At 66.8% G+C, this 18,463-nt stretch carries 18 protein-coding genes; 9 read left to right on the top strand and 9 right to left on the bottom strand.

Annotated elements, in window-relative coordinates; all coding sequences use genetic code 11:
* Positions 1–106: 106 nt before the first annotated feature.
* Positions 107–3,577, bottom strand: a complete 3,471-nt coding sequence (gene mfd, locus VH567_RS01180) for a transcription-repair coupling factor (RefSeq protein ID WP_423322465.1) — start codon at positions 3,575–3,577, stop codon at positions 107–109.
* Between the two features lie 118 nt (positions 3,578–3,695).
* Positions 3,696–3,962 carry a succinate dehydrogenase assembly factor 2 gene (locus VH567_RS01175; RefSeq protein WP_107955663.1) on the bottom strand — a complete coding sequence of 89 codons (267 nt, stop codon included), beginning with the start codon at positions 3,960–3,962 and terminating at the stop codon, positions 3,696–3,698.
* 73 nt (positions 3,963–4,035) lie between these two features.
* On the opposite strand from VH567_RS01175, the gene recG reads away from it, so the two are divergent.
* Positions 4,036–6,087, top strand: coding sequence for an ATP-dependent DNA helicase RecG (recG, locus tag VH567_RS01170; RefSeq protein ID WP_423322463.1), 2,052 nt, complete (start codon positions 4,036–4,038; stop codon positions 6,085–6,087).
* Between the two features lie 31 nt (positions 6,088–6,118).
* Positions 6,119–6,559 (top strand): DMT family transporter, encoded by a 441-nt coding sequence (locus VH567_RS01165; protein WP_423322461.1) that lies wholly within the window; start codon positions 6,119–6,121, stop codon positions 6,557–6,559.
* Between the two features lie 4 nt (positions 6,560–6,563).
* Here VH567_RS01165 and VH567_RS01160 read toward each other — a convergent pair whose 3' ends face one another.
* The 5 genes from VH567_RS01160 to serS all read right to left on the bottom strand — a co-directional run bounded on the left by VH567_RS01160 (position 6,564) and on the right by serS (position 11,510).
* Positions 6,564–6,881, bottom strand: a complete 318-nt coding sequence (locus VH567_RS01160) for a PilZ domain-containing protein (protein WP_423322459.1) — start codon at positions 6,879–6,881, stop codon at positions 6,564–6,566.
* A gap of 108 nt (positions 6,882–6,989) precedes the next feature.
* Positions 6,990–8,213 (bottom strand): tyrosine--tRNA ligase, encoded by a 1,224-nt coding sequence (gene tyrS / locus VH567_RS01155; protein WP_423322457.1) that lies wholly within the window; start codon positions 8,211–8,213, stop codon positions 6,990–6,992.
* 128 nt (positions 8,214–8,341) lie between these two features.
* Positions 8,342–9,469: a peptidoglycan DD-metalloendopeptidase family protein gene (locus VH567_RS01150; RefSeq protein ID WP_423322455.1), complete on the bottom strand. Its 1,128-nt coding sequence runs from the start codon at positions 9,467–9,469 to the stop codon at positions 8,342–8,344.
* Entirely contained in the window at positions 9,469–10,233 is a 765-nt protein-coding gene (gene surE, locus VH567_RS01145; RefSeq protein ID WP_423322453.1) for a 5'/3'-nucleotidase SurE, read from the bottom strand. The genes VH567_RS01150 and surE overlap by 1 nt, the downstream gene beginning before the upstream one ends.
* Positions 10,233–11,510, bottom strand: coding sequence for a serine--tRNA ligase (gene serS, locus VH567_RS01140; protein WP_423322451.1), 1,278 nt, complete (start codon positions 11,508–11,510; stop codon positions 10,233–10,235). Before serS ends, surE begins: the two co-directional genes overlap by 1 nt.
* Before the next feature lie 144 nt (positions 11,511–11,654).
* Here serS and VH567_RS01135 point away from each other — a divergent pair, with 144 nt between their 5' ends.
* The 5 genes from VH567_RS01135 to VH567_RS01115 all read left to right on the top strand — a co-directional run bounded on the left by VH567_RS01135 (position 11,655) and on the right by VH567_RS01115 (position 14,634).
* On the top strand, positions 11,655–12,095 hold the full coding sequence (locus VH567_RS01135) for a host attachment family protein (protein ID WP_423322449.1): 441 nt from the start codon (positions 11,655–11,657) through the stop codon (positions 12,093–12,095).
* A 107-nt stretch (positions 12,096–12,202) separates the two neighbouring features.
* Complete coding sequence (locus VH567_RS01130; protein WP_423322447.1) at positions 12,203–12,496, top strand: hypothetical protein; 294 nt, start codon at positions 12,203–12,205, stop codon at positions 12,494–12,496.
* 21 nt (positions 12,497–12,517) lie between these two features.
* On the top strand, positions 12,518–12,904 hold the full coding sequence (locus VH567_RS01125) for a hypothetical protein (RefSeq protein ID WP_423322445.1): 387 nt from the start codon (positions 12,518–12,520) through the stop codon (positions 12,902–12,904).
* A 690-nt stretch (positions 12,905–13,594) separates the two neighbouring features.
* Positions 13,595–14,065, top strand: coding sequence for an RNA polymerase-binding protein DksA (dksA, locus tag VH567_RS01120; RefSeq protein WP_423322443.1), 471 nt, complete (start codon positions 13,595–13,597; stop codon positions 14,063–14,065).
* 224 nt (positions 14,066–14,289) lie between these two features.
* Positions 14,290–14,634, top strand: coding sequence for a PilZ domain-containing protein (locus VH567_RS01115; RefSeq protein ID WP_423323645.1), 345 nt, complete (start codon positions 14,290–14,292; stop codon positions 14,632–14,634).
* Positions 14,635–14,762: 128 nt separating this feature from the next.
* Here the strand turns inward: VH567_RS01115 and VH567_RS01110 are convergent, their stop codons facing one another.
* The gene (locus tag VH567_RS01110) at positions 14,763–14,918 is read right to left on the bottom strand and encodes a YdcH family protein (protein WP_423322441.1); all 156 of its coding nucleotides are present in this window, start codon (positions 14,916–14,918) and stop codon (positions 14,763–14,765) included.
* Positions 14,919–15,133: 215 nt separating this feature from the next.
* Here VH567_RS01110 and VH567_RS01105 point away from each other — a divergent pair, with 215 nt between their 5' ends.
* Together VH567_RS01105 and VH567_RS01100 are read left to right on the top strand one after the other, a co-directional pair.
* Entirely contained in the window at positions 15,134–15,334 is a 201-nt protein-coding gene (locus VH567_RS01105; RefSeq protein WP_423322440.1) for a YdcH family protein, read from the top strand.
* Between the two features lie 147 nt (positions 15,335–15,481).
* A complete protein-coding gene (locus VH567_RS01100; RefSeq protein ID WP_423322438.1) occupies positions 15,482–15,943 on the top strand; it encodes a DUF1465 family protein in 462 nt (153 codons plus the stop codon).
* Positions 15,944–16,020: 77 nt separating this feature from the next.
* Here VH567_RS01100 and VH567_RS01095 read toward each other — a convergent pair whose 3' ends face one another.
* The gene (locus VH567_RS01095; RefSeq protein ID WP_423323643.1) at positions 16,021–18,345 is read right to left on the bottom strand and encodes a TIM-barrel domain-containing protein; all 2,325 of its coding nucleotides are present in this window, start codon (positions 18,343–18,345) and stop codon (positions 16,021–16,023) included.
* Positions 18,346–18,463: the final 118 nt, after the last annotated feature.

Below are 18,463 nucleotides of genomic sequence, written 5' to 3'. Positions count from 1 at the left end.
CGCTGCTCCCTCTCCCCTTCGGGGAGAGGGCCGGGGTGAGGGGCAGTTGCAGAGCGCAGCGCTCGCGGCGCCCCTCACCCAACCCTCTCCCCAGAGGGGAGAGGGCTTAAGAAGCGGCCTTCGCCAACCCCTTCGACAACTGCAACGCCCCATGTAGCCGCGCCTTCGGATCGCCCCACGCGCGCTGCAGCACCAGCTTGCTGTCCGGCCGCAACCGCGCGACGCCGTTCAAGCGCTCGACATACGCCAGCAGCTTGTCGATGTTCGGCGGCTTGTCGTCGTGGAACGACACCAGCACGCCCTTCGGCCCGACGTCGATCTTCGACACGCACGCGCGTTTCGCGTTCAGCTTGATCTCGATGACCTTGATCAGGTTCTCGGTCGCATCCGGCAGCGGGCCGAACCGATCGATCATTTCAGCCGCGAACGCCTCGATCTCCTGGCTCTCGTCGAGGTCGTTGAGGCGGCGATACAGCCCCATTCGCAGGTCGAGATCGGGCACGTAATCCTCGGGAATGAGGATCGGCGCGTCGACCGTGATCTGCGGTGAGAAATCGCGCGGGCGTCCGGAGGTCATGCCGCCCGCCTTGGCGTCCATGATCGCCTCCTCCAGCATCGCCTGGTAGAGTTCGAACCCAACCTCCTTGATATGCCCGGTCTGCTCGTCGCCGAGCATGTTGCCCGCACCGCGAATATCGAGATCGTGGCTCGCCAGCTGGAAGCCAGCCCCCAGCGAATCGAGATCCGACAGCACCTTCAGGCGCTTCTCGGCGGTGACAGTCATCTGCCGCTCGGGCGGCGTCACGAGATATGCGTACGCGCGCGTCTTCGACCGGCCGACGCGCCCGCGCAACTGGTACAGCTGGGCGAGGCCGAAGCGGTCGGCGCGGTGGACGATCATCGTGTTGGCCGACGCGATGTCGATCCCGCTCTCGATGATCGTGGTCGAGACGAGCACCTCGAACTTCTTGTCGTAGAACGCCGACATGCGCTCCTCGACCTCGGTCGGCGACATCTGGCCATGCGCGACGACGAAACGAATCTCTGGCACCTGTTCGCGCAGAAAATCCTCGATCTCGGGCAGGTCCGCGACCCGCGGCGTGACGACGAAGCTCTGCCCGCCGCGATAATGCTCGCGCAACAACGCTTCACGCAGCACGACCGGATCGAACGGCATGATGTACGTCCGCACCGCGAGGCGATCGACCGGCGGTGTCTGGATCACCGACAGCTCGCGGATGCCCGACATAGCCATCTGCAGCGTGCGCGGGATCGGCGTTGCGGTCAGCGTCAGCATGTGGACGTCTGCCCTGAGCGCCTTCAGCCGCTCCTTGTGCGTCACGCCAAACCTTTGCTCCTCGTCGACCACCACCAGCCCGAGCCGTTTGAAGTCGATGTTCTTCGCCAGCAGCGCGTGCGTGCCGATGACGACGTCGATCGTGCCGTTCGCGAGGCCCTCCTTGGTCGCCTTCGCCTCGCTCGCGGTGACGAGCCGCGACAGACGTCCCATGTTCATCGGGAAGCCTTCGAAGCGGGCGACGAAGTTGTTGTAATGCTGTCGTGCGAGCAGTGTCGTCGGGCAGACGATCGCGACCTGCTTGCCACCCATCGCCGCGACGAACGCGGCGCGGAGCGCGACCTCGGTCTTGCCGAAGCCGACGTCGCCGACGACCAAGCGGTCCATTGGCTTCCCGGCGGCGAGATCGCCGAGCACGTCCTCAATCGCGCGGTCCTGGTCCTCGGTTTCCTCGTACGGGAAGCGGTCGACGAAGCTCGGATAGCCGCTCGCATCGGGTTCGAGGACGTCGCCTGGATGCAGCGCACGTTCGGCGGCAGTCGCGATGAGCTCGCCGGCGATCTCTCGGATCCGCTCCTTCATCTTCGACTTGCGACGCTGCCAGCCTTCGCCGCCGAGACGGTCGAGCGTAGCGCCTTCCTCGGACGAGCCGTAGCGCGAGAGGACGTCGATGTTCTCGACCGGCACGTACAGCTTGTCGCCGCCCGCATAGCTCAGCGCGACGCAATCATGCGGGCTTTGGCCGACGGGAATCGAGGTCAGGCCTTCGTATCGCCCGATGCCGTGCTCGGTGTGGACCACCAGATCGCCGGGCGTCAGCGTGGCCAGCTCGGCGAGGAACGCGTCGGCGGATTTCTTGCGCTTCTTGCGGTGGACGAGCCGGTCGCCGAGCATGTCCTGTTCGGTGAGGACCGCGATCCCCGGCGCGGTGAAGCCGTGATCGAGCGGCAGGACGATCAGCGCGACGCCGAAGCTGCGCGCGGTGTCGGCGATGCCGAGCGCCTCCTGCCAGGTCTCGGCGTGCTTGCCGCCTTTCATCCCGTGGTCGGCGAGCAAGCTGCCCAGGCGTTCGCGTGCGCCGATCGAATAGCTGGCGAGGATCGGCTTCCGACCCTGCTTGCGGAGCTTCTCGACGTGATCGGCGACGGCTTCGTAGATGTTCGCCTGCGCCGCGCGCTCGGGGCCGAAATCGCGCGGGCCGTCGACGTCGAAGTCGAGCACGGTGTCGCTCGGCGGTTCGTGGAACGGCGAGGTGATGTGCGCGGCGAACGCCTCGACACCGCCGGACCATTCCTGCGCATCGAGATACAGCGCTTTGGCGGGCATCGGGCGGTAGCTGCCGGGCTGGGCGGCCTCGGCGCGTTTGCGGTTCTCGTAATAGTCGGCGATCGATTCGAGCCGGCTTTCCACCGCCGCGGCGACGCCGTTGTCGCGCACCACCACGTCGTCGGGGCCGAGATGGTCGAACAGCGTCGCCATCTTCTCCTCGAACAGCGGCAGCCAATGCTCCATGCCCGCGATGCGGCGGCCCTCGGAGATCGCCTGGTACATCGGATCGCCGGTCGCGGTCGCGCCGAACGCATCGCGGTAGCGGGTGCGGAAACGCTTGATCGAATCCTCGTCGAGCAGTGCCTCGGAGGCAGGGAGCAGGACGAAGCCATCGATCCGGCCGGTGGTGCGCTGGTCCGCCGCGTCGAACGTACGGACGCTCTCGATCTCGTCGCCGAAGAAATCGAGGCGCAGCGCGTGGTCCTCACCCGAGGGATAGAGGTCGACGATCCCGCCGCGCACCGCATACTCGCCCTGGTCGTGGACGGTATCGGTGCGGACATAGCCGTTCGCCTGGAGCAGCATGGCGAGCTTGTCGCGGCCGATCTGTTCGCCGGGCGCGAGCCGCGCGACGAGCTGGCGGATGCGGAACGGGGTGAGCACGCGCTGAGTCGCGGCGTTCGCGGTGGTCAGCAGGAGCTGCGGACCCTTGGGCTTGCCTTGGAGTCGTTGCAGCGCCGCGACGCGCTCGGCCATGATGCGGAGCGTCGGCGAGGCGCGGTCGTAGGGGAGGCAGTCCCAGGCGGGGAAGCTCAGCACTTCGAGATCGGGCGCGAAATACGCCGCGGTCGAGGCGATCGCGCGCATCGCCGCATCGTCCGGCGCGATGAACACCGCGCGGGTCTTCACGGCGCGCGCGAGATCGGCGAGCAGCGACGGCTGGAAGCCGGACGGCACGCCCGACAGCGTCAGCGGGCTCGTCGCGGAGAGGATCGTCTTGAGGTCTGGCATTGGCTTCCTAAAGCCCTCTCCCCGTCGGGGAGAGGGTTGGGTGAGGGGCTGTTCTAGGCGCTGCGCTGCTTGGCTGCCCCTCACCCCGACCCTCTCCCCAGAGGGGAGAGGGAGATACTTACTTCACGACCGTCACGTAATTTATGTCGCGCATCGCCTGCATCATCGGGCCGTCCCACTCGGGCGGGCACACGATCGAGCCGATCGCCCAGCCCATGATGTCGACGTCCTGTTCCTCCAGCAGCGCCTCGAACCAGTCGAGCTGCTCGGGAGTCCACGTCCGGCCATAGGTCGCGAAGAAGCCGCCGATCATCATGTCGGCTTCGCGCGTGCCGCGGTGCGAGCTGCGAAAGCCCAGGCGCTTGAGGCGGGTCTCGTGGTCCATCGTATCTCCAACGCGGATAGGCCGGCGACCCGCTGGCGGCGGGCGTCGGCTAGGCTATAGAGGCCAGATAGTCATGCGACCCGAAATCCTCAATCCGCTGTTCGCCGAAACCCTCGTCCTGAAGGGGGTGGGGCCTGCGCTCGCCAAGCCGTTAGACCGGCTCGGGCTCGCGCGCGTCGTCGACGTCGCCTTCCATCTGCCGACCGGCTATGTCGATCGCCTGCCGCGCACCGAGCTCATGTCGAGCGACGCCGGACGGATCATCACGATCACGCTGACCCCGCGCGACTACAAGATCAGCGCGGGCCGTGGCCCGACGCGTGTGCAGGCGACCGACGAGCACGGCAATTATGTCAGCCTCGTCTTCTTCGGCGGAAGCTCAAGCTGGGCGAAGAGACTGCTGCCGATCGGCGAGGCCAAGCGGATCTCCGGCCGACTCGACGAATACGGCCAGGAATTGCAGATCGTCCATCCCGACATCGTCGAGCCGGACGAGGAGTTGCGCGAGCGCGAGCCGATCTATCCACTGTCGGAAGGCCTCACGTCGCGCCGACTGGCGGCGCTGACCACGCAGGCGGTCGCGCGCGCGCCGGACCTGCCCGAGTGGATCGAGCCCGGCCTGAAGGCGAAGCGCGAATGGCCTGGCTGGCACGAGTCGCTCGAGCGCATCCACGCCGACCCGTCGGACGCGAAGGCGCGCGAGCGGCTGGCCTATGACGAGGTCTTCGCGAACCAGCTCGCGATGACGCTGGTCCGCGCCGACACGCGCAAGCGGCGGGGCAGGGCTCTCCACGGTGACGGCCGTCTGCGTGACCTGCTCAAGCTGCCCTACACGCTGACCGGCGCGCAATCGCGGACAGTCGGCGAGATCGAGGGCGATCTCGCGCAGACTGCGCCGATGTTGCGGCTGCTGCAGGGCGATGTGGGCTCGGGCAAGACGCTCGTTGCGGCGATGGCGATGCTGATCGCCGTCGAGGCCGGCGCACAGGCGGCGATGCTCGCGCCGACCGAAATTCTCGCGCGCCAGCATTACGAGACGTTGCGGAAAACGCTCGCCGGCCTGCCGATCAACGTCGGCGTGCTCACCGGGCGCGACAAGGGGCGGGTACGCGAGGCGACGCTAATGGCGCTGGCGAGCGGCGAGATCGATATCCTCGTCGGCACGCACGCGATCTTCCAGGATGCGGTCGGCTACAAGGACCTCGCGCTCGTGGTGGTCGACGAACAGCACCGCTTCGGCGTCGCGCAGCGGATGACGTTGCAGGCCAAGGGTGTCGCCCCGCCGCATTTGCTGGCGATGACCGCGACGCCGATCCCACGCACGCTGACGCTCGCGCAATACGGTGAGATGGACGTCAGCCGCCTCGACGAGATGCCGCCCGGTCGCCAGCCGATCGAAACGCGCGTGATCTCGGAGGACCGCCTCGACGACGTCGTCAATGCGCTCGGCCGGCATCTGGCCGATGGCGGGCAGGCTTATTGGGTATGCCCGCTGGTCGAGGAGAGCGAGAAGAGCGACCTCGCCGCCGCCGAGATGCGCGCGGAAGTGCTGCGCGCGCGGTTCGGGGACAAGGTCGCGCTCGTCCACGGCCGCATGAAACCCGCGGAGAAGGACGCGGTGATGGCCGAGTTTTCCGCCGCCCGCACCTCCGTCCTCGTCGCGACGACGGTGATCGAGGTCGGCGTCGACGTCCCCAACGCGACGCTGATCGTGATCGAGCATGCCGACCGCTTCGGTCTCGCCCAGCTCCACCAGCTCCGCGGGCGGGTAGGGCGCGGCACCGGGCGATCGATCTGCCTGCTGATGCGCGGATCGTCGCTCAGCGAGACATCGCGCGCGCGGCTAGCCCTGATGCGCGAAACCAACGACGGCTTCCGCATCGCCGAGGAGGACCTCCGCCTCCGTGGCGCAGGCGAACTGCTCGGCACGAAGCAGTCCGGCGAAATGGCGTTCCGGCTCGCGACACCAGACATGATGGCCGACCTGCTGCAATGCGCACACGACGACACGCGCCTGCTGATCGACCGCGACGGCGGGCTCGAGGGACCGAGGGGGCAGGCGGCGCGCACGGCCCTGTACCTGTTTGATCGCGATGCCGGCGTGGCGCTGCTCCGCTCGGGTTGACCTCGGCGGGGGGAGCGATCACGGAGCCGCGATGACTGCCCTCCTTCCTATCATCGTCGTTCTCCTCGCGGGCATCGGCCTCGCGATCCAGCCACCGACCAACGCCGCGTTGGTGAAGGCATCCGGGTCGCTCTGGCTCGGATCGCTCGTCTCGTTCGCGGTCGGCACGATCATCCTGTTCGGCGTCTGGGCAGCAACAGATCGGACCATGCCGTCGGCGTTGAAGGGCGCGCCCGGCTGGGCATGGCTCGGCGGCCTGTACGGCGCATGCTTCGTCGCCGCACTCGCCTATGCCACGCCGCGGCTGGGCCTCGCGTCCGCGCTGACGATGGCGGTCGCGAGCCAACTCGTCACCGCGCTGATCCTCGATCGGTTCGGATTGCTTGGTCTCAGCCAGCAACCGATCAGCCTCGCAAGGCTGGCCGGCGTCGCGCTGGTGATCGGTGGCGTCGTGCTGGTCCGCGCCGGCTGACGCGTCAGATGTGGCGGATCATGACCGAGAGCATGCCGTAATATTCGGCCAGCGGGATCGTCCGTTCGAGCTCGCACCCGATCCGCCCGCCAAGCGACCAGCGTACCACTGCGGCAACCTCGCCCAGGATCGGCAGGTGAATGCGCAGCATGTCGCCGGCCGCCGGGTTGCCATCACAGCGCGCCATCAGCCCCTTTGCGGATATGTTGACGAGCACCAGCTTCACGCTGTGGCCCGCGGCATCGATCGCGCGCGTCCGGTGCATGACCTCGTCGCGCGGCTCGCCGCGCAAATCGCGAACGGCTTCGGCATGGTTCGTCATCGATGGTTCCCCCGCCTTTGAGCAGGGGGCAACCTAGGCGGCGCGGTGTGAACCGGGTGCGAACGATGATGCTTAACGCGGAATTCTTTGTACCCGGAATGCGTCTATTTACGAGGGGGTTAGCATCCCGTGACGTTTTTTGCCGAGACTGAGGCGGACGGGGACGGCGACCGCGATCGATTGGGTGGGCTCGCGCACCGGCTCGCCATCGGCGCGGACGGCGCCCTCGGCGATCTTGCGCCGCGCTTCGCCATTGGAGGCGACGAAGCCGAGCCCGACCAGCGCCTCGACGATGCCGATCGCGCCGCCGGAAACCGCAAAGCTCGGCAAAGAGTCGCCCGACGCGCCTTCCTCGAACGTCTTCCGCGCAGTCTCCGCGGCTTGTTCGGCGGCAGCACGGCCGCGGCACATCGCGGTCGCCTCGTTGGCGAGGACGATCTTGGCGGCGTTGATCTCGGCGCCTTCGAGCGACTCAAGTCGCGCGATCTCGTCGAGCGGCAGGTCGGTAAACAGCCGCAGGAAGCGGCCGACGTCGCGGTCGTCGGTGTTGCGCCAGAACTGCCAGTAATCGAAGTGCGGCAGCTGGTCCTCGTGCAGCCAGACCGCGCCCGACATCGTCTTGCCCATCTTGCCGCCGTCCGCGGTCGTGATCAGCGGGGTGGTGACCCCGTAGACTTCGGTCGAGTCCATGCGACGCGCGAGTTCGATGCCGTTGACGATGTTGCCCCATTGATCCGAGCCGCCCATCTGCAACCGGCACTCGGCGCGACGCGACAGTTCGAGGAAGTCGTACGCCTGAAGGATCATGTAGTTGAATTCGAGGAAGCTTAGCGACTGTTCGCGGTCGAGCCGGAGCTTGACCGAATCGAACGCGAGCATGCGGTTCACCGAGAAATGCTGACCGACATCGCGCAGGAACGGGATGTATTCGAGCGCGTCGAGCCACTCGGCATTGTCGAGCATCACTGCGTCGGTCGGGCCATCCCCGAAGGTCAGGAAGCGTTCGAAGATGCGCCGGATCGAGGCGACGTTGGCCTTGATCCCGTCCTCGCCAAGCAGTTTGCGCGCTTCGTCCTTGAAGCTCGGGTCACCGATCTTGCCGGTACCGCCGCCCATCAGGACGATCGGCTTGTGCCCGGTCTGCTGGAGCCGGCGGAGCAGCATGATCTGGACGAGACTGCCGACGTGGAGCGACGGCGCGGTCGGATCGAAGCCGATATAGCCGGGCACCACCTGCTTGCCCGCGAGCGCATCGAGCGCGGTCGCGTCGGTCATCTGGTGGACATAGCCGCGCGAGGTCAGCGTGGTGAGCAGGTCGGACTGGTAGGTCATGGGAGGGCGACTAGCATGCGCTCCCACCGCCGTCATCCCAGCGAAAGCTGGGATCTTTAAGGGGCGGGTGCTCCGGCCCGAACCGGAATATCCCAGCTTTCGCTGGGATGACGGTTTTGTCTGAGCGGCTAGGTTCTAGGCAGTTGCGACGTCGGATCGACCGGCGTGCGCCCCTTGCGCAGCTCGAAGTGCAATTCCGGTCGATCCGCGAACCCGGTATCCCCGGACAGCGCCACCGTCTGTCCTCGCTTCACGCTCTGGCCGCGTTGCACCAGCAGCTTCGATGCGTGGCCGTAGACGCTCGTCCAGCCGCCGCCGTGCTTGATAATCACCAGCCCGCCAAGCGCGGCGATGCCATCGCCGACATAGGCGACCACGCCGTCCGCCGCAGCATGGATCGGGGTCGAGACCGGTACGGCGATCTTGATGCCGTCATTGCGCTCGCCGCTAGCACCGTGGCCGAAGCGCTTCACGACCTTGCCGTCGACCGGCCACAGGAAGCCGCCGCTCGCCAGACGCGCCGGGGCGGTGACGACGGCGTTCGACGGCAGCACGCGGCGCGGCGTCGCGATCGGTTTCGCCGGCGCCTGGTTGCTGGCGAGCGCGGGTTCGCCACCGGTCAGGATGTCGTCGATATCTAGCGTGAAGGCCTGCGCGCGTTCGGACGCGCTGGGCCTGCCGCCGCCCGGCGCATCGGGGATCAGGACGCGCTGGTCGGCGCGCAGGACATAGGGCTCGACCAGCGCGTTAGCAGCGACGATCCGCGACCATTCGACGCCGTACGCGCGCGCGATCGCGATGCCGGTCTCGCCGCGGCGGACCTGGTGATAGCGTCCACCGGGGATCGTCAGTCGCTGGCCGCTGCGGATCGTGTAGGGCGAGTCGAGGTCATTGGCCCGCGCGATGGCCTCGAGGCTCGCGCCGCTACGATCGACCACGCGGCGCAGCGTATCGCCCGGCTGCACCACATAGGTCGAATCGGGGATGGTCTTCGCGTCGGCGCTGACCGGCCGCGCTTCCCAGGCGGGACGCGGGGCGGGCAGGGTGGTGACCTCGCCCGTGTCGCGGCCGGGGATGTCCCGAACCGGGGCGTCGTCCCGGCGCGGTTGCGGATCGTCACGGCGAGGCGGTGGATCGCGGTACGGGCGCGACGGCGGGCCGCCATAGCCCGCGGGACGATCGACATGCGGAATGCACGCAGCCAGCCCGAGCAACGGCAGCGCCGCTATCGAGACCAGCGCGCGTGCATGGCGCATCAGCGATAGGCCCGTTCGAGCATGTCAATCGACTCGAAATGCGTCAGGTCGAGATGCAGCGGCGTGACCGACACATACCCTTCCGCGGTCGCTTCGAGATCGGTCGCATGCGCAGGCGTCTCGACGGTCCGGCCGAGCGCGAACCAGTGATACTCGTACCCGCGCGGATCGGTATTGGTGACGATCTGCAACCGGCCGTAATCGCGCAGCCCCTGGCCGACGATGCGCACGCCCTTCACCGCATCGGCCGGGCCGGCGGGGAAGTTGACGTTGACCAACGTCCGCGGCGCGAGCGGTGCGTCGACCAACGGCCGCAACACGCGCTCGCCCCATGCCGCGGCGGCTTCGAACGGCACGCTGTCGCCCATGCCCTCGCGGCTGTAGATCTGGCTCAGCGCGATCGACCGGATACCGCCCAGCGCGCCTTCCATTGCCGCCGAGACGGTGCCCGAATAGGTCACGTCCTCAGCCAGATTGGCGCCGCGGTTGACGCCCGACAGGATCAGGTCGGGCGGGCAATCCTTCATGATCTTGGCGAGCGCCATCATCACCGCATCAGTCGGCGTGCCTGCGACGGCATACCGCTTCTCGCCGTGCTTCCGCACGCGGATCGGCCGCGACAGCGTCAGCGAATGCCCGGCGCCCGACTGTTCCTCGGCGGGCGCGACCACCCAGATATCGTCGGACAGCGTCTTCGCGATCGCCTCGAGCACCTTCAGGCCGGGCGCGTGATAACCGTCGTCGTTGGTGAGGAGGATCCGCATCAGCGCTTCGGCTCCAATACGGTCAGCCCGCCGAGATACGGCTGGAGCACGGCCGGGACCGCGACCGAGCCATCCTCCTGCTGGTAATTCTCCAGCACCGCGACCACCGTCCGGCCGACCGCGAGTGCGGAGCCGTTGAGCGTGTGGACGAACCGCGTACCCTTCTCGCCCTCGGGCCGATAGCGCGCGTTCATCCGGCGCGCCTGGAAATCGGTGCAGGTCGAGACGCTGCTGATCTCGCGATAGCGCGCCTGGCCCGGCAGCCAGACTTCGAGATCGTAGGTGCGTGCCGCAGTGAAGCCCATATCGCCGGTGCATAGGAGCATCCGCCTGAACGGTAGCTGCAACGCGTCGAGCACGCCTTCCGCGCACGCCGTCATCCGCTCATGCTCGGCTTCGGACATGTCGGGGGTGACGATCGAGACCATCTCGACCTTGTCGAACTGATGCTGGCGGATGTAGCCGCGCGTATCCCGCCCCGCCGCGCCTGCCTCGGAGCGGAAGCACGGCGTCAGCGCGGTGAAGCGCAGCGGCAGTTCGGCCTCGCTCAGAATCTGTTCGCGGACGATGTTGGTGAGGCTCACCTCGGCGGTCGGGATCAGCCAGCGACCGTCGGTCGTGCGGAACAGATCCTCCGAGAATTTGGGCAACTGCCCGGTGCCGAACACCGCCTCGTCGCGGACCAGCAGCGGCGGCGAGACCTGCTCGAAGCCGGCGTCTGCGACGTGATCGAGCATGAACTGGCCGAGCGCACGTTGCAGCTTGGCGGCAGGCCCGCGAACGAGCGTGAAGCGTGCACCGGACATCGCCGCGCCGGTCTCGAAATCGAGGCCGATCGCCGGGCCGATCGCGTCGTGCTCGCGGGCGGTGAAGGCGAAGGTCGTGGGCGTACCGCGGGTATGGACGAGCGCGTTGTTGTCCTCGCCGCCGCCCTGTGGAACGTCCGCGGCCGGCAGGTTGGGGATCGCCGCCAGCAGGTCGCTTAGCTCCCCGCTAAGCCGCGCCTCGTCGGCTTCCAGCTGCGGTAGCGCCTCCTTGAGGCTCGCGACTTCGGCCATCAGCGCCTGCGCCTTGGCCTCGTCCTTCTGCGCCTTGGCCTGACCGATCGCCTTCGACAGTTCGTTCCGGCGGGTCTGTGCGGTCTGCGAGTCCGCGATCGTCGCGCGGCGCTGCTCGTCGAGCGTCACCAGCGAAGCGGACTGCGGTGCGAAGCCCCGCTTGGCGAGGGCGGCGTCGAAGGCGGCGGGATCGTCGCGGATCAGGCGTATGTCGTGCATGGCTGAGGCTATGCCGGGGCAGGCAGGCGTAAGCAAGGCGGCCCGCCTTTACGGCCCTCCCCCTGCCGGGGGGAGGATCAGAAGCAACCTCACCGGTCCGCCACGCGTTCATCCACCACACGCACAGCGAAAAGGAGATATCGCATGCAGCTTCCCCACAATTCCGTCGTGCTCGTCGCGGATGGCCGGAAAATGCTGTTCCTGCGCAACGAGGGCGACAATGAATTTCCCAACCTGATCGTCGAGGAAGCGCAGGAGCAGGATAATCCCGCGACGCGCGATCAGGCCACCGATTCCGCCGGCCGTGCCTCGTCACCGCAGGGCGGCGTGCAGAGTTCGGTCGAGCCGACCGATTTCCACCAGATCGAGGAGGATCGTTTTGCCGCGGATGCCGCCGCGATGCTCAAGAAGCGTGCGCTGAAGAACGATTTCGAGACGCTGATCATCGTCGCGCCGCCAAAGACGCTCGGCGAACTGCGCAAGCATTATCACAAGGAGGTCAGCAGCCGCCTGGCCGGCGAACTCGATAAGGACCTGACCGGGCATCCGATCAAGGACATCGAGAAGGCGCTCAAGAACGCCTGAACCACGGACACAAAAAAGGCCCCGTCGGCAATGTCCGGCGGGGCCTTTCGATTTTCAGTAGCGAAGCATGTCAGCCGGTCACGGCTGCCATCGGCTTGGCAAGGCGCTTGCGGGCGACCAGGGCTGCCGCCGCCGCGCCGAACAACAGCATCATCGGCGGTGCCGGAACGGGCGCCGGGTCGCCACCGCTCGATCCGGTGCTGCCACCGGAACTCGCGCTCGAAGCAGAACTGGCGCTCGACGCGCTGCTGGCACTGCTCGCGCTGCTGCCGCTTGACCCGCTCGCGGACGACGCGCTGCTGCCCGAAGACGCGGAACTGCCCGACGATCCGTTCGAGCTCCAGCCGCCGGTCGAGTTCCAGCCACCGCTCGAACCCCAACCCTTGCTGCTCGACCCATAGCTCGATCCGTCATGGCCAGGCTTGCCACCGGACGAACTGCCGCTGCTGGCCGACGATGCGGAGGAGGCCGACGACGCCGACGAGGCGCTGCTCGACGATGTCGAGACGTTGCCGCTCGACGACGAGGATACGTCGCCGCTCGAGCCCCCCGACGCCGACGAGATGTTGCCGCTCGAGCCGCCCGAGGACGAGGTGCTGGAGATTTCGGCGCCACCGGTGCTGCTCGACGAGCCGCCGGTCGAGGTCGATCCGCCGCTCGACGTCGACGAGATCACGATGCTGCCGCTCGATCCGCCGCCGCCGCCGCCAAAGCCGCCGCCGAACCCGCCACCAAAACCGCCGCCGAAAAAGCCGCCGCTGCCGCCGATCACCGCCGGGGTCGAGCCTGCGCCGCCGCCGCCGATATAGCCTTCGCCGACCGGAGCCGGCACCGGGACGGCGTTCGCGACGGTGACGACGGTCGGGGCGCAGGTGGTGCGGGTCGTCGTGGTCACGCGGCGAACGCGCGGACGAGCGACCGCGGCCACCTCATGGCGCGCGACTCGCTTGACGAGAACGCGCTTTGCGTTGGCGGTTCGCGCCGGCCGTTCCGCCACATGCACGGCGCCGCCGCCGATCAGGGCACCGCCGCATGCGCACGCGCACAATTTCGCCAAGGCCATCCGCACTGACATATCGTCACTCTTTCGTTGCCGGACATTTGCTGGACGCCGGATCCCCGTTCCGCAGCATCGAAATGCCGCTATCCGACTAACTGCAAAACAAACCGTTAAGTGCAAGCCCTATTAACCAGGATCGGGATGGTTACCGAACGATTTACGCAGCCTCCGCCAACAGCGTTTAGCTTAACGTGCCGGGCTGGGACACAAACGCCTTTGCCACGGCGGGCGGACCATGACTTATGTTGTTACCGAAGCGTAGATTCCGGCCGCAAGACCGAACGCGCTGGGAACGCAATAAAATGTCCGCGGACGGGCAGAATGCGCAAGTTGCCTCGCTTGTGGTCGGCCACCGGGAAGACTATAGGCGCTTTCACCATTTGGGGGCGGTTCCTTGAGATCGGCGTGGCCGGTCCGACGGGGCCAGAGGGAGAGTGGTATGGCGACCGTTATGAATCGTATGGACGATACCGGAACTACCAACCGAAACGCTGCGAACGACAGCGATATCGAGGGCTATCGGCCCGATGCCGACGAACCCTTTATGAGCCTGAAGCAACAGGCCTATTTCCGTCGCAAGCTGCAGGACTGGAAAGAGGCGATCCTGCGAGAATCACAGGAGACGCTGTCGCAGCTCCAGGTGGATTCGCTGCGCGAGGCGGACCTGACCGATCGGGCGTCGAGCGAAACCGACTGGTCGATCGAGCTGCGGACGCGTGATCGCCAGCGCAAGCTGGTCTCGAAGATCGAGGCGGCGATCCGCCGGATCGACGAGGGCGAATACGGCTATTGCGAAGTCAGCGGCGAACCGATCAGCCTTGCCCGGCTCGAAGCCAGGCCGATCGCGACGATGACGGTCGAGGCGCAGGAGCGGCACGAGCGCAACGAGAAGGTCTCGCGCGAGGATTGATCCTACGCCGCACCGGAGAAGCGACTGGCTGACGTGCACGCCGTGCGTTAAGGGTTTCGCGATGCTTGGTAGGCTATGCGTGACGTAGCGGACAGGCGGGCCCCTTCAGGCCGGCGCACGCAACGGATGCTGGATCAGCGATGGACGATTTCAAGCGGGCTATGACGGGTATGGAACCCGGGGCATCCGGCGTCACGGCGATCGGGTCCAGGTCGGGCGATGCCATGCCGGTGGACGGCCAGCAAAACCGCGCGCGCAGCCGCGACAGCCTGTTGCTGGTCGCCAAGCTCCAGCTGGGCAACGAGCGTGGCATCCGCGAGGTCCGCGTGCGCAACCTGTCGGAAGGCGGGTTGATGCTCGAACTCGACAAGGTCGTCGATGTCGGCACACCGGTCCGGCTTGACCTGCGGGGGATCGGTGAAACCACCGGCAAGGTGGCCTGGTGTACCCAGGGGCGGATGGGGATCGCGCTGGATTCGCCGATCGACCCGAAAAAGGCGCGCAAGCCGATCGGCGGGACGAAACCGGCATCGACGCCGTTCTATGCCAAGGGGCCGGGCGAACCCTGACGGAGCCTCTGGCGATTATTGTGGGATCGGGACGGTAGGAGCCGAACCCGGCCCGTTTCGGACCGGTCGGTGCGAATGTCCCCCGGATCCATGTCCGGGGAACCATATCTCGAAGCGTCGGGCCTATGTCAGAGGCTGACGATTTCTTCCTTCAGGCGCAGTTTCTGTTTTTTCAGTCCAGCCAGGAGGGTCGCGTCGGGCAGTGGCCGGTGGGTCTCGGCCGCAATCCGCTGATCGAGAACGGCGTGCTTGGTTTCCAGGGCTGTCTGATGCGTCGTCTGCACGATGAAGTACCTCCTGCATTCGGGTTGGGGAACGGAGTAAACCACTCCGTCGCAAAAATGTCTTCATCGGAAATGGGCCAAATCGTTCGATCGAGCGGTTTGCCGCGACGACCGGATGAATCGCGCGCGATCTGTCCCGATCCCGGATTATCGCTCGCGCGGGCGTCGGTATTTGCTAAGCGGGACGTACCGAGGGGCAGCAGGCGAGCGGGAACATGGCGGACGAAACGCAGGCAAGGGCCCGGCTCGACGGGATGCGGATCGAGCATCGCGATCTTGACGACGCGATCGCCGCGCTGGCGTCGATGGCAGTGCCCGACCAGTTGCAGATGGCGCGCCTGAAGAAGCGCAAGCTGCGGCTGCGTGACGAGATCGTCGCGCGCGAGGATCTGCTTATTCCCGACATCATCGCCTGAACTCATCTCCTGGACGATGTCGCGTGGAGTCGTGCGCAGCGATCGTCTTTACCGAGAGGCCACCGATCGGCGCATTTCGGGACAGTTCGTCGCGAACGCCGTTCCGCGGCGCTGTGCTGGGCGCAGGCGCTATGCCATGTCGCTGAAATGATTGAACTGAGAGCGGAATCACGGTTGCACCGTCGGCTGATCGACTCGCTGTACGGCGAGGCCATGCTGCTCGCCGACGAAGCGCGTGCCTATTTCGACGAGGCGGGACGCATGGACCGCGATACGCTCGGCCCGTTCGCACGGGTCAGCTTCAGTTGCGAGTCGCTGAAGGTGACGACGCGGCTGATGCACGTGATCGCCTGGCTGCTGACTCAGCGCGCGGTGCAGACCGGTGAATTGCACGCGCGCGATGCGCTGGATCCGTCAAGACGACTGGGCGATGGGCCGGTGATCGACGCGACGCTGCTCGCCGCGCTGCCGACCCCGGCGCAGGCGCTGATCGTCGCGAGTGCCGATATCCACCGGCGCGTCGCGCTGCTCGATGCGGCGCAGGATATGCCCGAACCGGCGTCCAGCCCGGCCCTGTCGATGCAGCGCCGCCTCGCGACGGCGTTTTAGGGCCAGTCACGTCAGGCCCCGGATAATGACGATCCTCTCCCGCCAGAGCCGGGCGGGAGAGGATTTATTATCGCGTGTCACCTGGGCTTTGCGGACCCGACGATCTTTACCAGCGGTGCAAAATCCTGTGCCGAAGGCAGGCGACCGGATGCGCTCAACCGCCCGCTCGCATCGTCCCAGCGCAACGTCGCGACGCTGCCGCCGGTCTTCTTATAGTCGTTCGTCACGCCGTCATCGTCGTACAGCGTGAAGTCGCTGCTGCGGCCCGGATAGACGCGGATGCTGTCGAGCTTTTGGCGCGTCGCGGTGCTCTGGATCTCGGCCCCCATCGGAATGATCGATCCGGCACGGACGAACAGCGGGATCTGTTCGATCGGTGCCTTCACCGTGATCGTCTGGCCACCCGTGAAACGCTGCTCGGTCCAGTAATCATACCAGTCGGTCCCGGCGGGCAGGTACACCGTGCGCGTCGTCGCGCCCTGTTCGGTCACCGGCGCGACCAGGAAGGCAGGCCCGAACATATACTGATCGCCGATCGTCGCGACCTTCGGATCGTTCGGGAAATCCATGAACAGCGCCCGCATGAACGGCGCGCCGGTCTTGTACGTCTGGTAGCCGAGCGAATAGATGTACGGCATCAGCCTATACCGCAGCTTCAGGAAGCGCGCGAGCACGGGCTCGGCAGCCGTGCCATATTCCCAGATCGCGGTCGCCGGGCGCTGGCCGTGGATGCGCAGCGTCGGCGTGAAGCTGTTATACGCGAACCAACGCGCGAACAGCTCGGGATAATCGGCATAGCTCGGCGACATCGCGGTCGCGCCGGCGGGATCGAGCAACACGGGGTGCGTCGCCTTCGGCCCGTTCGGATATTGCCAGCCGCCGGTGTCGCTGCTCCAATACGCCATCCCGGTCGCGGTGAAGCCAAGACCGCTCGGGATCTGGCGGCGATACGCGTCCCAGGTCGCCTGGATGTCCGACGACCAGAACAGCGCGCCGTTGCGCTGCGTCCCGAGATAGGCGGCGCGCGACAGGATCAGGTTGCGCGTGTCGGGCCGATCGCGCGCGGAGCCTTCCGCGACGCCGGTGGTGTGCACCAGCGGGAACAGGTTGTGGTACCGATCGCCCGAGCCGAGCTGATAGAAATGACCGTCGGGGACGAGGTCCGGCTCGGTCTCGTCGAGCCAGAACCAGTCGAAGCCCTGTGACGCGATGTTGTCGCGAATCTTGCCCCAGAACCATTCGCGCGCGTCCGGGTTGGTGGAATCGAGCAACGCACCGGCGCGATCGGCGCGGACCGCAAGGCCGTCGACGACGCTCCCGTCAGCATCGTGCAGCAGCCAGCCCTTGCTCGAGAGCAGGTCGAAATAGCGCGATTCCCGCTCGAACCGTGGCCAGACGCTGATGATCGAATGCATCCCCAGCATCTTCAGCTTGTCGTTCATCGCCTTGGGATCGGGGAAATAGGTCCGGTCGATGTCGAGCTGGCCCATGCGGGTCCAATAGAACCAGTCGAGCACCATCACGTCGAGCGGGTAGTTGCGCTTGCGATACCCCTCCGCAATGCCGAGCAGCTCCTGCTGCGTCTCGTAGCGCGCCTTGGACTGGATCAGTCCGAACGCGGCCTTGGGCGGCAGCGGGGTAGCGCCGGTCAGCTTGGCGTACCCGGCGTACAGCTCATCGGTGGTGGTGCCGGTGATGACGAAGAACGAGACGCGCTCGCCGACTTCGGACTGCCATTTCGTCGCATTGTGCAGGCCGGGCGAGACGGTGGTGATCGACGGGTTGTCCCAGACAATGCCATAGCCCTTGTTGGTCACCATGAACGGCACGCACACCGTCTCGCCCGCAGGCGCATCGTAATTGTGGCGGCAGTCGATCGTCCGGCCCTTGAGGTCGAGCACGCCGTCCTGGTTCTGGCCGAGGCCGTAATAATGCTCGTCCGGCTGCATCGCGAAGCTGGCGCCGACGCGGAACGTCTTCTCGCCGTTGACGGTGTGCGGTGCGCGTTCCCAGCCGTTCATCTCGGCGATCGTCCGGCCATCGGCGCTGGCGATGCCGATCGAGACGGGGGGCAGCGACGGCGCGAAATAGCGTTCCATCTGGCTCGGCGCCTTGGGCCAGGGCTGTGCCTTGACCGTCAGCTGGAGCGCGGCTGAGGCAAACACGTCACCGGTGGTATCGGTACGATGCGTCCAGCCGGTCGCGTTCGGCTTGGCGTTGGCGCCTTCGCCGGGCGCGGAATCGGACTGCGCGCGATCGAGCGCGATCGTGACGCGGACGATGTTCGGGGCGTAAGGCTCAATCGCGACCAGCGCGCCGTTGCGGTCGACCGTCGCCAGCGGCTCGGCGAGTGCGGGGGTGGCGATCATCGCCAGCAGCGAGGCGCCTGCGGCCCACGCCATCCGTGTTGCAGTGCTCCGCCGGTCGTTGCCCGATCGTGCCGTCATCTCGTCTCTCCCGATTTTTGGTAGCGCTACCTGTTTTGCGCCGGGAGGGGAAGGGGGGCTTGATGCGAGGACG

The organism is Sphingomonas sp. 4RDLI-65 (assembly GCF_049472435.1).
Lineage (GTDB): Bacteria > Pseudomonadota > Alphaproteobacteria > Sphingomonadales > Sphingomonadaceae > Sphingomonas.
This window is presented reverse-complemented; position numbering and strand designations above follow the sequence as displayed.

Coding starts and splice junctions, on each gene's coding strand:
- VH567_RS01115 (WP_423323645.1), top strand. CDS start 14,290: ATGCCGGTGGACGGCCAGCAAAACCGCGCGCGCAGCCGCGACAGCCTG.
- VH567_RS01165 (WP_423322461.1), top strand. CDS start 6,119: ATGACTGCCCTCCTTCCTATCATCGTCGTTCTCCTCGCGGGCATCGGC.
- mfd (WP_423322465.1), bottom strand. CDS start 3,577: ATGCCAGACCTCAAGACGATCCTCTCCGCGACGAGCCCGCTGACGCTG.
- VH567_RS01095 (WP_423323643.1), bottom strand. CDS start 18,345: ATGGCGTGGGCCGCAGGCGCCTCGCTGCTGGCGATGATCGCCACCCCC.
- surE (WP_423322453.1), bottom strand. CDS start 10,233: ATGCGGATCCTCCTCACCAACGACGACGGTTATCACGCGCCCGGCCTG.
- serS (WP_423322451.1), bottom strand. CDS start 11,510: ATGCACGACATACGCCTGATCCGCGACGATCCCGCCGCCTTCGACGCC.
- recG (WP_423322463.1), top strand. CDS start 4,036: ATGCGACCCGAAATCCTCAATCCGCTGTTCGCCGAAACCCTCGTCCTG.
- tyrS (WP_423322457.1), bottom strand. CDS start 8,213: ATGACCTACCAGTCCGACCTGCTCACCACGCTGACCTCGCGCGGCTAT.
- VH567_RS01105 (WP_423322440.1), top strand. CDS start 15,134: ATGGCGGACGAAACGCAGGCAAGGGCCCGGCTCGACGGGATGCGGATC.
- VH567_RS01175 (WP_107955663.1), bottom strand. CDS start 3,962: ATGGACCACGAGACCCGCCTCAAGCGCCTGGGCTTTCGCAGCTCGCAC.
- dksA (WP_423322443.1), top strand. CDS start 13,595: ATGGCGACCGTTATGAATCGTATGGACGATACCGGAACTACCAACCGA.
- VH567_RS01150 (WP_423322455.1), bottom strand. CDS start 9,469: ATGCGCCATGCACGCGCGCTGGTCTCGATAGCGGCGCTGCCGTTGCTC.
- VH567_RS01100 (WP_423322438.1), top strand. CDS start 15,482: ATGATTGAACTGAGAGCGGAATCACGGTTGCACCGTCGGCTGATCGAC.
- VH567_RS01160 (WP_423322459.1), bottom strand. CDS start 6,881: ATGACGAACCATGCCGAAGCCGTTCGCGATTTGCGCGGCGAGCCGCGC.
- VH567_RS01135 (WP_423322449.1), top strand. CDS start 11,655: ATGCAGCTTCCCCACAATTCCGTCGTGCTCGTCGCGGATGGCCGGAAA.